Source organism: Photorhabdus viridis, assembly GCF_040256935.1.
In the GTDB taxonomy this organism is placed as follows: domain Bacteria; phylum Pseudomonadota; class Gammaproteobacteria; order Enterobacterales; family Enterobacteriaceae; genus Photorhabdus; species Photorhabdus viridis.
On record NZ_JBEJZY010000005.1, the window covers coordinates 72,763 to 89,899 of the forward strand.

Below are 17,137 nucleotides of genomic sequence, written 5' to 3' on the forward strand. Positions count from 1 at the left end.
AAATAGGCTAAAAGTATCTTGAAACCCACCCATTTTGAACTATATTTACATTAATTCACGTTTATTTAATTACAAAATAACATCAATGACTAAAAGGGTAGAACAATGAGCGAAAAATTTATCTGGTTCCCTGATAAAAATCAATCATACAGTCATGAACACGGCAGTCAAATTATTACCCCATCAAGTTCTTTCAATAAAAATGTTGGTTTCACCTTTACAATGGACGCGGGAGAAAATACATTAATACTGGATACCACCACTGATGACACGAATAATACTAAAGTAAATCATATTTATTGGCCTTACAAATTATCAATTGAACTGAATGAAAGCTACAAAGCCTATAAGTCAGAAAATACAGATGAAACTTTAGGGGAAACAATAAATATATCCTCAGGAAATCTTATAATATCTGGAAAAAAAGAAAAACCTGTTAGTTTTTATCTGAATTCTCAAATTCTATTTAGATATAGAATTAAACTACAAAACTTGAGTACCTTTAAAATAGAAAATGCTGGTCTTGTAAGAATCAGCGGCCCCAAAAATACAGCACTAATACAAGAAAAACCAACAGTAGATATGTCAGGAAGCAGTTGTTTTAAGATCCAACAAGCCCCCCAAAATATAGGAAAAAATATAGAAAACCTTATCTCACTAAATTGTTATTTCTCTATCACTGAATCCGCTCAAGCTAGTCTTGAAAGTCATCTTGTCGCTATAGGTGGTGGCAGTATCATCTTACAAGATAATGCACAGATGTTAATAAGTTCCCAAGTATTAGATATAAGTAATAAATGGGATGAAGAAGATCCCTCTTTACCCAGCACAAATTTCACTCTCAAAGCAGGAGCCACTTCATTAAATCTCAATTCCCAAGATGGTATCAAATTCCCATTAGATATTTACAGAGAAGACTACCCTAAAGGTGTATTCAATTTCATGGCTAAAGGAGAAAAAAATACAGGAAAAGTCGTCATTGATGTTGCACCAAAAGATGCTAATGCTTATGGTCTGAATACAATGTTGCGTAAGAATTTCACAGCCATCAACGGAAAGGTAGTAGAAACCGTAGACCAGATGAAATATTTTGATTTTAATTATGGAAAAGATATCCGCAACGGTAATCATGTCGGAACTATAACTATTTCTCTTAGAAATCCTGACCTACAATTACCTTAGCAAATAGATTAAAGGTACGACATAAAATACCATATCGTACCTCTCAATATTACCAAATTATCCCGGCGCCATACACCTATAAGGCTAGAGTTAATCAAACCCATTAAAAGCCCTTCACACTTACCCATTTTCACCCTTGCTCCTGCTCAACAACTTATTGCCCACCGCGTGCGCTCGAACTACAAGACGGCGACGTTGTCAACCTTGGCATTGCCATGCTACTGACCATGGACGTTCACCTGATGCAGAATATGTGTTTAACATAGAGCTGTGCCTCGCCGGATTATAAATAAAAGAAAACCGCACAACAGTGAATAAATAAACAAAAACTCACTGAACTCTGATACAAAAAAAGGAATGTAATAAATGCAACCTTATGATAAAGGTATTGTTCTTAACCCGATACAGTATTCTTTCCAATATACAAACATCATACAAATAAGGAATAACAAATGAATAAACCAAATTCGCCTATAGTTAAACAGCAAAATTTAGAATTAAAAAAAGACGTTATCAATAATCACCTCAAGAAATTTAAAGATATTGGAATCACTATAATTAAAACAAATAAACTACCGAAATATCCAGAAAATGAAGTAATAATCCTTCAATATCCGAATAATCTAACAGATTTAGAAAATAGAGATCTTGATATGGTTAAACAAACAATTCTTCAAGATATCTGTAAGGAAATAGACGACAATGCAACAATACGTGTAGAAAACCTGGATGCAATCATCATCGAATTTTAATCCTATGAACTAAGAAGATGGTATCTACTACCCAGAGCTGTCTTTTTATTCCAGATGGAATATATACCCTATGGATTTCAAGATGCATCGCGGCGGCAAGGGAGCGAATCCCCGGGAGCATAGATAACTATGTGACCGGGGTGAGTGAGTGCAGCCAACAAAGAGGCAACTTGAAAGATAACGGGTATATAACGCTATGTTACCTCAAAAATCCTGATCAGATCACAAATTGAAATATTTATTTCAAATTTTATTGAATTAGAAATAAATATTTCATATAACACTCAAGAACCTACTACACACAACAAACGGGCTTATGCACAAACTCCAACTGTTTTCCCTCTGGCTGACAGACTCGTTCGTGAAATGGTGGCAAAAGTGACGACTGAACTTGCTGCTCATATCATCAATATGGCGCAATATCTGGTCGGTGAGATTCAAACTGTTTTCGGAGATATGGCAATCGTCGTTAAAAAACGCCCGGAAGAAACAGGTTCCGGCATCATGGTCGCGGTAGAAAACGAAGACCAAGCGCAGACGATGGTGCGGTTCAACAGCGGAGCACGCCATAGCAACACTTGATGTTGTACTCAATAAGGAGTTGTTCAATGGATCAGCAAAAAAAGTTTGATGTTATCTGTATGGGAAGAATAGCTGTTGACCTGTACGGTCAGCAAATCGGGGCTCGACTGGAAGACATGGGCAGTTTTGCAAAATATCTTGGTGGTTCTTCCGGTAACGTTGCTTATGGTACTGCCCGCCAGGGACTTAAATCTTCCATGTTGGCTAGAGTCGGTGATGAACATATGGGGCGTTTCCTCCGGGAAGAGTTACAACGTGTTGGCTGTGATACCAGCCATCTAATCACTGACAAAGAGCGTCTTACTGCGCTGGTACTGCTGGGGATCAAAGATAAAACAACCTTTCCGCTGATCTTCTATCGTGACAACTGCGCCGATATGGCAATTACCCGTGATGATTTCAGCGAAGAATACATTGCATCAGCCCGTTGCCTGGCAATTACCGGAACACACCTTTCTCATCCGAATACCCGCGATGCAGTCTTGACTGCCCTAAACTACGCCCGCCGTAATGGCGTGAAAACGGTTATCGACATCGATTATCGCCCTGTCCTTTGGGGGCTGACTTCTCTGGGAGATGGTGAAACCCGTTATATCGAATCAAAACAGGTAACAGCCCAGTTACAGGAAGTGTTATCGCTGTTCGACCTGATTGTTGGAACGGAAGAAGAGTTCCACATTGCGGGTGGTTCCACCGATACTATCGAAGCACTGCGCAATATCCGTAAGCAGACTTCGGCTGAACTGGTCTGCAAACGTGGAGCACTGGGATGTTCTGTTTTTACCGCTGAAATTCCTGATCATCTGGATGGTGGCATCACTGTACAGGGCGTTCAAATTGATGTTCTCAATGTGCTGGGTGCGGGGGATGCTTTTATGTCCGGCCTGTTGCGGGGCTATCTTAATGGCGAAGGCTGGGAAAAAGCCTGTACCTATGCGAATGCCTGTGGCGCATTAGTCGTTTCCCGTCATGGATGTGCTCCGGCCATGCCAGATAAAAAAGAACTTGATAACTATCTATCACGAACCAATCAAGTGCTACGCCCTGAGTTGGATGAAACACTGAATCACCTTCACCGTATTGGCGCCCGTAAAAATCAGTGGGATGAATTATGTGTGATGGCATTTGACCACCGTATCCAATTTATCGAAATGGCCCGTCAAGCAGATGCCAATATCAAACGACTTCCATTATTAAAACAACTTTTACTGCGCGCCAGCCGGGAAGTTGCCGCAGAAGCAGGATTACAAGGAAAAGCGGGCCTATTATGTGACAACACTTTCGGTCAGGATGTTTTAAATGAAATAACTGGTCAGGGTTGGTGGATAGGCCGGCCAATAGAACTACCTGGCTCCCGCCCGCTCTGTCTGGAACATGGCTGCATCGGCTCCCAACTTATCGATTGGCCATTGGAACACATCGTCAAATGTCTGGTGTTTTTTCACCCAGAAGATGCTCACCCTCTTCGCCTGGCACAAGAGAAAAAAATTCAGGAAATCTATGCTGCATGCGGTAAATCCGGCCATGAACTTTTGCTGGAAGTGATTTTACCTGCGGAAATGGAACATTCAGATGAATACTATATCCGTGCGCTCAAACGCTTTTATAACCTCGGCATTAAACCGGATTGGTGGAAACTTCCTCCTCTCAACGCCGATAGCTGGGACCAGATTAACCATTTAATCCAGCAACGGGACCCATATTGCCGCGGCGTAGTTATTCTTGGTCTTGATGCTTCACAGGAAGAGCTAAAAGCGGGTTTCAATGCCGCAGCCGGAAAATCTATCGTCAAAGGCTTTGTTGTCGGAAGAACCCTGTTCGGCCAGCCATCTCTACCGTGGCTAAAAAATGAAATTGATGATAACGAACTGATTCAACAGATAAAAATTAACTATCACAACCTGATTAGTTTGTGGCGTCAACGTGGATAGAAACACAATAAAATTATTTCATCTTTACAGGAGACTCATTATGACTGTGCAACTTGGTATCAACCCTCTGACCTGGACCAATGACGACTTACCCACTCTCGGCGCAGAAACGCCCCTGGAAACCTGTTTAACGGAAGGCCGTCAGGCAGGCTTTACCGGTTTTGAACTGGGCAATAAATTCCCTCGTCAAGCCAGCATATTAGGCCCGATTCTTGCCGCACACGATCTAAAACTGGTATCCGGTTGGTACTCCGGCGAATTACTTACCCGTTCGGTAGCAGAAGAGATTAAAGCGGCACAATCTCACCTGACGCTGTTACGCGAACTGGGGGCTAATGTGATGGTATTTGCTGAAGTGACAAATTGTATTCACGGCGATCAGAGCAAGCCGGTTCATCTTCGACCTCAATTTCCCGTTGATCGCTGGCAAGAATATGGTGAGAAACTGACTGAATTTGCTCGTTACACTCAAGAACAAGGGGTTCAGATTGCTTATCACCATCATATGGGAACCGTCATTGAAACTGCGGAAGATATTGATTATCTGATGGAAAATACCGGGGATGAAGTTGGATTGTTGCTGGACACCGGCCATCTGACATTTGCTGGCGCCGATCCATTAGTGATCGCAAAACGCTGGGCAGAACGAATCAACCATGTTCACTGTAAAGATATCCGCCTTGATGTACTCAAGGATGTGAAAAACCGCAAAACCAGTTTTCTTGATGCAGTGCTGAGTGGCGTATTTACCGTACCGGGAGACGGTTGTGTTGATTATCCCTCAATTTTTCAGGTACTAAAAAAACACCACTATCAAGGTTGGCTGATCGTTGAAGCAGAACAAGATCCTGCCGTTGCTCATCCACTCACCTACGCAACTATGGGTTATAACAATTTACGCAAATTTGCCAGAGATGCCGGATTGTTTTAATTAATCACAACCTGATTCAGGCAAAAATAGTACTGAGGGTAGATAATATGTCCAAATTATTATCAAAATATCATGCACCGGATCAAAACAAACGAACTCAACATATCACGCCGGAATCAGCAAACTGGCAGTATGTCCACTTCGATGTTTATGAATTAACCACAGGTGAAAAAATCACATTACCCACATCAGAAAATGAAACCTGTCTGGTGCTGATAGCAGGAAAAGCCACGGTCATCACGCCACATCAGAAATTTGAACATATTGGTGATCGCCTAGAGCCATTTGAACGCAAAAAGCCCTATGCCGTCTATATCACCGCAGGTGAATCTGCTGACATTATTGCCGATACGGCTGTCGAACTGGCGGTATGTCAGGCTCCGGGTAAAGGAAGCTACCCGACACGCCTGATTGCACCGCAGGACATTGACGCAGAAAAACGTGGGAGCGGCTGCAACCAGCGCTATGTTCACAATATCCTGCCGGATAACAAACCTGCTGATAGCTTATTAGTGGTCGAAGTCTTTACTGATGAAGGCTGCACCAGCTCCTATCCCAGCCATAAACACGATACGGACAATGAACCACAGGAAACCTATCTGGAGGAAACCTATTACCATCGCCTGAATCCATCACAGGGATTCTGTATGCAACGAGTCTATACCGATGATGGTTCACTGGATGAATCAATGGCGGTTTATAACAAGGATGTGGTAATGGTTCCCAAAGGTTATCACCCAGTGGCAACCATTGCTGGTTACAACAACTACTACCTCAATGTAATGGCTGGGCCAACCCGCAAATGGCTATTCACTTGGGAGAAAGACCATCAATGGGTTAACAGTGAAGAATATGCTCAAAAGAATAAGAAATAACCCATATCAAGCAAAATTAACTTTTTCTAGCGCGCTCAATTGGGCGCGCTTCTGCCTGTACGGCAGTGAACTGTTAGATATTAGCTTTAATCTATTGATTATTAAAGAGCATAATAACAAAAAGTAGAAAAAACCTTTTTATAAGCGCCTATGAATTTATCAATAAATCAATGAATTATAATTTCCCGCAAAAAAAGGGTCAAAAATAGGATCCTGTATCCGATTAACATAACAATATCGAACATTTCAGTACATGGCTAAATATTTTAAAACCAAAAAGCCAATGTCCCTTTCTATTACATATAGTTGCTATAAACTAGCAGGTAATTTTCAAATAAGGCTATCGGCATTCTTTTCATGCCTGACTCTGTTTATAAGGAATATAAATGACCTCACTACCCATCTATCAAGTTGATGCATTCACAGATCGTCAATTTTCTGGCAACCCTGCTGCTGTCGTTATATTAGATAATTGGCTTCCGGATGAAGCGCTATTATCCATTGCGATGGAAGTCAATCTCTCCGAAACTGCTTTTCTAGTTGGTAACCACTTGCGTTGGTTTACGCCTAAAGTTGAAGTAGATTTATGTGGACACGCAACACTGGCGACAGCTTTCGTTATGGCTGAACATCTATCCGTTACTGATAATCCTATTGTATTTCAAACTCGTGTCGGTATTATCACTGTCTCTCATGAGAATGGTGTCTATACACTTGATCTACCTAAAGCGACCTACAAAAAAGAACCCACTTTGCAAACAAATATTGAAAATGCATTGGGTCAAAAAATATCCGAACTTTTTGTCTCTCACAACCGCTATATTTGTTTACTCGAAACCGCAGAACAAATTCTGAATACAAACCCTGATTTTGACAAAATAGCCGCCTTACCTTTACCTGGAGTTGCCATAACAGCCTCCGGAGGAGAACAAATTGACTTTGTTTCCAGATATTTTGCACCCGCTAAAGGTGTGCCAGAAGATCCAGTAACTGGCTCATCACATTGTGTACTGGCGCCATTTTGGGGTAATCGTTTAAATAAGCAGCGATTGTATGCTCGCCAGTTATCAGAACGAGGTGGGGACATTGTGTGTGAATTACACGAAGATCGCGTTCATTTGTCAGGAAAAGCCAAATTATTTTCCTATGGGCATATCGTCCTTGATATCCCAGCGATCTCTTGAGATAAAGACCTCATAAGTATTATTGATGCAACATTAATAAGAGAAAAAGAGTTCTGCTGATAAAACAGGACTCTTTTTTCTGACTACATGTATGACAGCACACATTTGTTACATACTCACCTTAACCTGCTTTGCTCCTAAACATTTACCGTGCTGAAAAATACGGATAAATGTCCGTAGAATTTCAAAGTAGATAAAATACCTGAACAATGTAATTGAATATAACTACAATAAACTGAATAAAGATAATTAATCGAATACCGAATTCTCTAAGCCTGAAAATAACCTATTATTCCCCTCAAGATATTGTGAGATAATCGGGGCTCTGCGAAAAAAACAAGCTGAGCCCCAGTATTATCAAATGAGCTGAATCCGATAAGCCGTATTTTCAGCATTTAGCCCTGCAATTATTCCGTATCTTTTGATACTACATTTGATTTGCAACAGGCTCGTTTATATCTTCCTAAATACCAAATTTATGCTAAATCAGTATTCCCAATACAACTTACTTTTCAGTAATTCAATAAATCCTTCAATAGTTGGAAGAGAGGGATGACCCACCAACCGTTGCAGAGAGACATCATAGTTTCCATGCCATACAGGCTCAACAACTTCATATCCATCATTCCGTAGTTGTTGAATATTTCTACGAACGGCGGACTTTTCCCACATAATCGCACCCATAACCGGGAAAAAAAGTACCGGGAAATTTGCTGCTAAAATAACCGTTGTCAAGCGATTTGGGGCCGCCCCTTGGGCAACTGATGAAAGTGTATTGGCTGTTGCAGGTAACACAGCTAACAAATCATGGTCTGCCACAATACGAGAAGGCTTATCTGTTGACCAGCCCGCCGTTTTTTCTCCATAAATAACTCGATCAGCATACAACGCTAATGTTTCCGCAGGAAAAAAAAGCTCCGCATTCGGTGTCATTAAAACCGTTAATGTACAATTAATATTTTCTTTAATGGCCATTAAATATCTTGGAAGCAACATAATATCGACAGATCCTGTCACTCCAATCAAAATATTCTTTTTGCTTTCATTACTCATAATATTTTCCGGAAATCGTATCCAAACAAAAAATCGTTCCACTGAGTTTCTCGAAACCATCTTTAATGTGAAAATAAAAATATTATAATGTTCCAGGAGGCGCCTCTCCCCATCCCCATATCTTAATTACTTCACGTTTAGAAGAGGGGGCATTTCTTTGTGAATTTCTCTCAGCCCTACGAGCACCCCATTCTATATAGCTGGCAAAGGCCGATCGAAACTCCGGATCTGACGGCAAGTTAACCTCATCAGCACATTCCATCATTAATTTTACCCAGCGTTGACGCTGTTCAGGAGTAATATTTCTCCCTCGATGTTTTGATATCATTCCTTTGAATCCTCCTCGCTGCTGTGTATAAAGAGACTCACCACCTAAAACCTCTTCCAGCCACATGGCAACATGCTCAGGATGCTCTGAAGACATGTGTTTAAACATTGGTGCTAACAGATCATCCTTTTCAACCTTAATATAGAAGGCAGTCATCAATTTCATAATAACGTCACGCCCTCCCATCCATTCAAATAATGTTGGTACATGTTCAGTCATTATATTTCCCCCAGATTTCATTCAGTTAAAACTCATCAGAACATATATTATTGAAAAATTACCTACCCCAGCTCCAGCGATGCAATGGATTTAATAGACTTATCATTCTGTTGGGGTGGGACTCCACGGTACATTCTAAACGTATAAAATATTTCACAAAGACCATAACTTGTAGCAAGCTCAATAAAATCAGTGGCCATTTCAGGAATGTCAACGGTTATACGTGTTCCTACAGAAATTTCTGCTATCGCTGCATGAAACAAACTTTCCATTACACGTTCATTATCAGCATAAAAAGGACCTAATCGGTAGCCATCTGTAGACGCCCTAAGACCTAACACTCCATTGACTCCCTGAGAACCCATGCTAACAAACCCCTTTCGCCCATAATGGTAAAACCACCCCGAAAAGAGTCGAGAACGAACTATCCCAGTGCATTGAGTATCATATTGAATAACGTTGGATAATAAACTCTCATCCACCACGGTTATTTCCTCTGGACATGAGTATTTCCTTAAAATATTTCCTGAAAATCTTAATGTGCGATAATGAGTTTTGAACCCCCATTTTTCATAATTACTTTCTTGTGCAGGCATACCATCTAATCCTATGCACCGATTAGCCGCATGTTCAAATGCAGTGCTCCATACCTTTAGTCCTAATCCTAAACCCCGATATTCAGGGGAAACCAGATAGTGCCCTAAGTGTGCATAATTATCAGAATAATTTACAATCGACACTGCCGATATAGGTATGTCACCCAAATAACCCATAAAGAATCCGTTGGGATCGACATTAAAAAAATGCGTTACATCATTAACACCTATATCCCATTTTTCATTTCTCGCCCAATAAAGAACATTCTCCCATTGAGAAATATCGGCGCGATTAACTTTCCATTTTTCTCCGTAAGAACCAATCATATTAATTATCCAAAATAATTATTAATTAAATCTTCCCATTAGGTAAAATAATCGCCTACAAGCCCATTGATTTACCAATCAATTCTTTAAGCACTTCACTACTACCACCATAAATAGTTTGCACTCGGCTATTAGCCCACGTTTTTCCAACAAAAGAAGAATTCATGTATCCAGCAGCACCATGTAACTGAAGACAGCGATCAGCTACTTTAATTTGTAGTTCAGTCGTCCAGAGTTTTACTCGGGCTGCATCAACAATACTCAGTGCGTTATCATTAAATTTACTCACCGCATCCTCAAGGTAAAGTCGTGCAATTTTCACCTCAGTATCAAGTTCAGCCAGCGTAAATTTGTTGTATTGAAATGAACCAATTGATTGTCCAAAAGCTTTGCGTTTCTTAACCCAATTAATTGTTTTTTTCAGTAAAATTTCTGAGCTTGCCACAGCAACAGTGGCGATACTCAATCGCTCTCGTGGCATCCCTAACATAAAATAGAAGTTGCCCATGTTTTCCCGACCAATCAGATTCGAAGCTGGTACTTCACAATTAGAAAAACAGAGATCCGCCGTATCACTCGCGTGCCAACCAATTTTTCTAAGCAAAGGACCACGGGTAAAACCTACAGTATCGCGCTCAATGACTAACAGACTTGTTCCTTGCCCACTTTGCGCCTCAGCAGTTCTCACTGCAACAAGAACCAAATCAGCATTAATTCCGTTGGTAATATAGGCCTTTCGTCCATTAACAAGATAATGGTCACCACTTCGAACCGCAGTGGTCCCAAGTTCTGCAGAATTTGAACCACCACTGGGTTCTGTCACTGCAATAGCAGCAATTAATTTCCCACTACATAATCCCGGTAGCCAACGCTGACGCTGTTCCTCCGTACCATGAGCATCAATATAACTGGCAATAACATCATTATGAGAAATGATGACCGGAGCAGTCATACCTAGATCGATTAGCTCTTCTGTGAGAATCACTGCATATCGATAATCGCGACATCCCCGTGCATCAAACTCAGGACTAACGCCGATGCCAAGCAAACCAGCTTCACCTGCTTTACGCCAAAACGATCGCCCGACAATCCCTTGCTTCTCCCATTCCTCTAAATAAGGCACCGCTTCTAATTGCAAAAATTCACGGCAAGATTGACGAAACGTTAACAGTTCCTCGGTTCCATACATCATTTAAACACCTCAACAAGGTTGTTCTGGCTCACAGAATTGTATATTTCTCACACCACTTATTAACGCGTTATAGATAACATCAAAATGCTTATATACCGCAAAGTGGTCACCTTCAATAGAGATCATTTCCGTAGCTTTTGACGTATGTTTCTTCCAGGCATTCAGCTGTTCGGTCGTTGCATGATGATCATTATCAGCCGAAACTAAAATTAAAGGGTGATCTACTTTCATATTTCTGTGTTGTAAAAATTGGCGTCTAATCACATAATCAGCCCGTAGTTGAGCAATAATCCTTCGCACTAGGGTTGTTTCATTAAGAATAGCTTCAGAGGTCCCATTATCGTCCCTGGTTTTACTTAAGATTTTGTCATCTGTCCAAAGGTGCCGGTCATCACTGGCCTGAATACTGGGAGCAATTGAACCTGACACAACAGAAAATGCAGGAGCAATCTCATATTTTTTTGTCATAACGGAGGTCACTACCATACTCAACACTCCACCAAAACTGTGGCCAAAAGTTGCCCATTCTCGAATACCTTTATTACATTGTTGTTGGAAATCTGCATTGATTTCTGCCGCTATCCTTTCCGACAAAACAGCAAGATCATCAATGACATTTTCACGGCTCAGAACACCCCTTCCTGGAATTTCTATCGGCTTTATTCTCACAGATGATTCAGCCGGAATTTTGTTGACCCATGGCCGATAAACCATCGAATTAGCTCCTGCATGAGGAAATGCATAAACGATACGCGTTGGGTTATTAATCATTTTCTCTCTTCTCCAACAAGAAGTTTGAAATACGCTCGGCAGTCATCACCGTGGTCAAATTGGTGGGCAAAGACGGTATCGTTGGAAACAGAGAAGCATCAGCGACGGTCAGTCCTTCTAAGCCATGGACACTTCCTTGTTCATCCGCTGCGGTTTCCGGGTCTGAAACTACCCCCATGCGAATAGTTCCGGATGCGTGCCAACCAGGGCTTACAAGATTCTTAATTGCGTTACACATCACAGAATCGTTATAAATCATTGACTCTGACCAAAACTGAATGCCATCTAAATATTGTGCAACTTCAGAATTTTCCAGTATTTCCCATACTTTTCGGACGCCACCTACCAGACGAGCAATATCCGCCTCATCCCTATCTAAAGGAAGATCTATCAATGGAAGTACTCTAGGATCACGTGTATTGATAAATACCTTACCTTTCGCATTAGGCCTCATTAGCATCACTGAAGCCCCAACGAGCAAAGGGTAATCGGTACGATTCTGAAATCCAGGAACAGTACGGCTCGCAACGTTATTCATTAAACCAATCTGTACATCGACATGTTCATCGTAACCACTGCAAATACGTGCAGCAATTTGTCGCCATGGCGTATTTTTTTTACAGTTGGTTACCTTAGGCAAAGCCCAGAGGACAACTGAAGCATGGTCGGTCAGATTACTACCAATCGCCGGAATATCCGCAACTACAGGAATATCCAACGAATGCAATAAATTCGCGTCACCAATACCCGATCTTTGCAAAATAGCCACTGAACCAATTGCACCTGCACAAAGCACAACATTTGACGTATTGAAGGTACAAATATCCTCTTCTTTAATAACGTCAATACTCACGACTTTATTACCTATGAAATTAATTCTATCGACAGTGACATCAGTGAGTACGTGCAAATTGTTACGGTTAAGTACTGGCGCTAAATAAGCACGATAAAGATCAAATCTCTCAGCACCTTGGAAAATATTCGAAGGCACAAGACCCACCGCAGGATTTTCACCTGAGTTGAGATCATCGGTATAAGATATCCCCATCATTTGGCATACTGAGGAAAAAGCAAGATCAATAGGGGAAATATCTTCCTGCTTTGGCCTGCGTAAGTGCAAAAGTCCTTCTTCACCATGTTCATTAGAATCATTCAGATTGACATCATTCTCAATATGTTTGAACCATGGTAAAACATCATTCCAAGCCCACCTTGAGCACCCCATTGCCACCCATCGTTGAAAATCACTAGGTAATGCTCTAAGAGCAACAGCACCATTAATAGCTGATGATCCCCCCAACACCTTACCTAAACGATAAGCAAACGGTTTGCGCTTTTTCCGCTGTGACTCTATATTACATTTCTCATTAAAGTGAAGCACTTGAGAATATCGATCTTCACCATGGACATTGGCTTCATAACCCCAGTTATATCCCTCCAGAACCAAGCGGGAAGCATCACGTAGGGGACTTGAAGGGTTATGAACATCAGAGGCAGGCCCTGCCTCTATCAATAAAACCGAGCTTTTTCCATCTTCTGACAAGCGTGCGGCTGTGACACACCCCGAAGAACCACCACCTACGACAATATAGTCATAATAATTCAGGTTCATGCGCCAACGCCCTTCTCTGTTTGGAACATAGCCATAATAATTCTGGCAAAATCACGAATATTCACATTCATAAACAAACCTTCAATCATGTCTTGTTCCCCCTTTGCACTCACATTAAATTCTTCCCTGACCGCACTTAATAAACCTACGGCATGTAATGAATCTCCACCAATATCGAAGAACCCACTAGTAACATCAAAATCCTCATGCTGTAATTGTTTCGACCATAAAATAAATAGCCTTGCTTCAATATCATTTGCAGGAGTATTCTTTTCACAATCATTAGCAAAATCCGCCCAAGGGACAGGAAAGGAGTTACGATCAATCTTACCATTACTGGTGAGTGGCATAGCCGGAAGCACTACAAAGAATGTTGGCATCATATAAGATGGCAACTTTTCCTTTATGGTTTCTTTTAATTTTTCCTGAATTAGATTTTTATCGACAAACTCATACTTGCTATTTATAACAACGTAAGCCACGAGTTGTTTTTGTCCCGTTTTAGGATGAATAGGGGCATCAATGACAACATGGCTTGCCATCTCATTAGTAAGAAGACTAGCCTCGATTTCACCAGGTTCAATACGATAGCCATTAATTTTGACTTGGTTATCTTCACGACCCAATATCTCAATAAGACCATTGTCTATATATCTTCCCAAATCACCTGTCTTATACAACCGCTCTCCAGTTGCAGGATGAATAATAAATCGTTGCTCTGTCTTTTCTGGATCGGCCAAATATCCTTGAGCGACACCTTCACCCGCAATGTAGAGCTCACCAGTAACCCATTTAGGACTTGGTGAAAACCAATCATTCATTACATAAAACTTCTGATTAGCAAGAGGATTACCATAAGGAATACTTTTCCATAAGGAACTCACTTCTTTTATTGGGTAAAAGATTGACCAGATAGAACCTTCTGTTGCACCACCTAAACTAATGACTTCGACTTCTGGAATCAACGCCTTAATTTGATTGGGTAAATCTACTGGTATCCAGTCGCCGCTCATTAAAACAAGTCTTAACTTTGTTGCTGCTAAGAAATCACCGGAACACTCCACCAATGCTTTGACTGGAGCCGGAACACTGTTCCAGATCGTAACCTCATTTCTTACAATTTCTTCAGCCCAGATCTTTGGATCATTGGATGCTTCATTGGCATTGAAAACTAGGCAACCTCCCGCCCCAAGCACACCAAAGTAATCATAAACCGAAAGATCGAATCCCGCCGGTGCGACAGAGAAAACAACATCTGTTTCATTTACATTAAAACGCCGATTAATATCCAAAATAGTATTTGATGCGTTTCTATGCGTAATCATGACTCCCTTCGGCTCTCCAGTAGAACCTGAAGTAAAGATGACATATGCCAAATCATCCAACTTTTGCAATAAGACCTGTTCTACTTTGACAAAACCTTCCGAGGTTTCATTATCGATATTGATCCGTGGTAGAGAGCCAAATTCATCGACATCAGAAAATATTGCGATAGAAGTCACAACAGCCTTACACATGCATCTTTCCAGTAAGCGATTCCTGCGTTGTGGAGGCAGAGCCGGATCAATTGAAACATAGGCTGCCCCGGCAATCAGTGCGCCAAGAATGCCGACTATCAGTTCTGAACCTTGCGGGAATGAAATGGCAACAATGTCACCGGGAGCAATGTTGGTTTTATTTCTGATATGGTGTGCAATCAGCTGTGCTTTTGCGACTAACTCACCAAAACGGAGATGCCTATCTCCCTGGACAATTGCTACTTTATCTGGATACTGCTGTGCAGCGTTTAGGATCATCTCATGCAATAAACAGGGATTAAGTTCGACTGCCGTATCATTCGCTCTTTCTCGTTCAGCAAGGTCGGCTTCGGGTAAATTCACCACGATTCCAGTCATATCCCAGATTTCTGGATTATAGGCACATTCCTCAATAATATGTATACATGCATCCAGCATATTATCCAGCATGTTATTAGGGAACAGCTCATCGACGTAATTCCAATTAATTGTAATGATATCATTAACTCGGACAATCTGATTTTCTAACCAAACTTGCGGCGTTTGGGTACTGTTGTAAATGTGCTTTGCTGTACCATCCCAACTATAATCCGTAACGATATCACGGAGATCTGCATTTAATGTATTACTGAACACAATCGGCATTGAAAAAGGACGCCCATTACCCGCACGCCGGGTCATTTCACGTAACACTCGTATACCATTGAAACATGAGTGACAACGATTAAGTAATAGCTCTGTCTGTAATTCAATCAACCGTTCAGTGAAATTACTTCTAACTGAACTAGTTACAGAGAATAAACTAGACTGGAGGAAATTACCGACAACGTTTTCTACTTTATCAAAATGAGCACGACGTGAATGTTGAGTCAGTGTCAGAGTAAAATCCTGACGTTTTGACCATTGTCTTAATGTTTCAATATAAGCACCGAGAAAAAGAGTTTCTAGCATAATGCCTTTCTCACCTACAATCATTCTCAGTTTATTAACTACCGCTGTTGATATTTCGCGAGTTAACTTTTTAATTTTGTGTGTTGAAATTAATTCTGGTGATTTGCTAAGTGGTAATTCAGGAAATGGAGGCATATTTTCAATTTTATCATGCCAAAAATCTCTGTCTCTCAGCCCTTGAGGTTTTTGATCTAATAGTCTTTCAACCTCTATATAATCCTCAAAACCAAATTCAGGCAAAAATTTATAGCTTACCGGTGATTGATAATATCTCCACCAGTCTCTCAATACAATCTGTACACTATGGAAATCTAAAAACATCAACTCAAATGATAAATGTAGCCTTAGAGTACATTTATCAATATATGTCGCACGGATATCGAAAGGCGGAGCCTTGTCCAATTCTCTCAATTCTGACTGCATATTATAACGAGTATCTGTAAGAAATTTTTCCTTTTCCTTTATTTCCCAGTCACTGCAATCAGTCGTGTTAATTGAATAAAATGGTAACTCTGATAGAATTTTCTGTCTGCCACCTTCCGCTAAAGTTGCTCGTAACATCGGGTGGAGTTTTATAGTATTGTTTAGAGCAATATTTAGCCTTTCAAGATCAGGTTTAAAAACCTCCATCTCCAAATAGTAATTAGTTGCAATACCACCCAACACAATTCCTGGATTACGACCAATTAAATATGCATACTGAATATCAGTAAGTGAAAATGACTCGGCGTTATTTAGTGCACCTAAACTCTCAGTTAACCGCTCATCTACAGGTAGTTTACCATTCAATATGGCATTAATCATTATAGCTTGCCGTGACAGCTGTACTTCAGATATCCAATTAATGCCTTCAAGATCATATTTATCTGTTGGTAAAGTATTTAATCCAACTCTTTTTGCCACTTCAAATATAACTTGCATACGTCACCTAAAAAATATTTTATCAAATCCATAACCATAACTTAGCCATACATTATGCCATGACTTCCCAATAATTATTCCATTCGGGAGACAGAGGTTATATTTTGCAAATAAAAATCCATACGGTAAATATTACTTATCGTGTATAGGTAAGCTATCTTACTTACTCAATAATAAAATGTAATACTTATAATCTCGAAAACGAATAGTTAA

Annotated in this window: 13 protein-coding genes and 1 pseudogene; 7 read left to right on the forward strand and 7 right to left on the reverse strand. The window is 40.6% G+C overall.

Annotated elements, in window-relative coordinates; all coding sequences use genetic code 11:
• Positions 1-105: 105 nt before the first annotated feature.
• From ABR397_RS03085 to ABR397_RS03115, 7 genes and pseudogenes are all read left to right on the forward strand, one after another.
• Positions 106-1,182 (forward strand): hypothetical protein, encoded by a 1,077-nt coding sequence (locus tag ABR397_RS03085; protein WP_350304425.1) that lies wholly within the window; start codon positions 106-108, stop codon positions 1,180-1,182.
• Positions 1,183-1,634: 452 nt separating this feature from the next.
• On the forward strand, positions 1,635-1,934 hold the full coding sequence (locus tag ABR397_RS03090; RefSeq protein WP_350304426.1) for a hypothetical protein: 300 nt from the start codon (positions 1,635-1,637) through the stop codon (positions 1,932-1,934).
• Positions 1,935-2,276: 342 nt separating this feature from the next.
• Positions 2,277-2,501 (forward strand): annotated as a pseudogene (locus ABR397_RS03095) (Gfo/Idh/MocA family protein); the annotation flags it as partial.
• Between the two features lie 41 nt (positions 2,502-2,542).
• Positions 2,543-4,447, forward strand: a complete 1,905-nt coding sequence (locus tag ABR397_RS03100) for a bifunctional 5-dehydro-2-deoxygluconokinase/5-dehydro-2-deoxyphosphogluconate aldolase (RefSeq protein WP_350304427.1) — start codon at positions 2,543-2,545, stop codon at positions 4,445-4,447.
• A gap of 40 nt (positions 4,448-4,487) precedes the next feature.
• Positions 4,488-5,378: a myo-inosose-2 dehydratase gene (gene iolE, locus ABR397_RS03105; RefSeq protein WP_350304428.1), complete on the forward strand. Its 891-nt coding sequence runs from the start codon at positions 4,488-4,490 to the stop codon at positions 5,376-5,378.
• A 47-nt stretch (positions 5,379-5,425) separates the two neighbouring features.
• A complete protein-coding gene (iolB, locus tag ABR397_RS03110) occupies positions 5,426-6,253 on the forward strand; it encodes a 5-deoxy-glucuronate isomerase (protein ID WP_350304429.1) in 828 nt (275 codons plus the stop codon).
• A gap of 386 nt (positions 6,254-6,639) precedes the next feature.
• Positions 6,640-7,437, forward strand: a complete 798-nt coding sequence (locus tag ABR397_RS03115; protein ID WP_350304430.1) for a PhzF family phenazine biosynthesis protein — start codon at positions 6,640-6,642, stop codon at positions 7,435-7,437.
• Positions 7,438-7,923: 486 nt separating this feature from the next.
• Here ABR397_RS03115 and ABR397_RS03120 read toward each other — a convergent pair whose 3' ends face one another.
• From ABR397_RS03120 to ABR397_RS03150, 7 genes are all read right to left on the reverse strand, one after another.
• Positions 7,924-8,490, reverse strand: a complete 567-nt coding sequence (locus tag ABR397_RS03120; RefSeq protein WP_350304431.1) for a flavoprotein — start codon at positions 8,488-8,490, stop codon at positions 7,924-7,926.
• 82 nt (positions 8,491-8,572) lie between these two features.
• The gene (locus tag ABR397_RS03125; protein WP_021325949.1) at positions 8,573-9,037 is read right to left on the reverse strand and encodes a group II truncated hemoglobin; all 465 of its coding nucleotides are present in this window, start codon (positions 9,035-9,037) and stop codon (positions 8,573-8,575) included.
• Positions 9,038-9,099: 62 nt separating this feature from the next.
• A complete protein-coding gene (locus ABR397_RS03130; protein WP_350304432.1) occupies positions 9,100-9,960 on the reverse strand; it encodes a GNAT family N-acetyltransferase in 861 nt (286 codons plus the stop codon).
• Between the two features lie 55 nt (positions 9,961-10,015).
• The gene (locus ABR397_RS03135; protein WP_350304433.1) at positions 10,016-11,152 is read right to left on the reverse strand and encodes an acyl-CoA dehydrogenase family protein; all 1,137 of its coding nucleotides are present in this window, start codon (positions 11,150-11,152) and stop codon (positions 10,016-10,018) included.
• A gap of 9 nt (positions 11,153-11,161) precedes the next feature.
• The gene (locus ABR397_RS03140; protein WP_350304434.1) at positions 11,162-11,923 is read right to left on the reverse strand and encodes a thioesterase II family protein; all 762 of its coding nucleotides are present in this window, start codon (positions 11,921-11,923) and stop codon (positions 11,162-11,164) included.
• Positions 11,916-13,535 (reverse strand): GMC family oxidoreductase, encoded by a 1,620-nt coding sequence (locus ABR397_RS03145; RefSeq protein ID WP_350304435.1) that lies wholly within the window; start codon positions 13,533-13,535, stop codon positions 11,916-11,918. The genes ABR397_RS03140 and ABR397_RS03145 overlap by 8 nt, the downstream gene beginning before the upstream one ends.
• Entirely contained in the window at positions 13,532-16,924 is a 3,393-nt protein-coding gene (locus tag ABR397_RS03150; RefSeq protein ID WP_350304436.1) for a non-ribosomal peptide synthetase, read from the reverse strand. The genes ABR397_RS03145 and ABR397_RS03150 overlap by 4 nt, the downstream gene beginning before the upstream one ends.
• Positions 16,925-17,137: the final 213 nt, after the last annotated feature.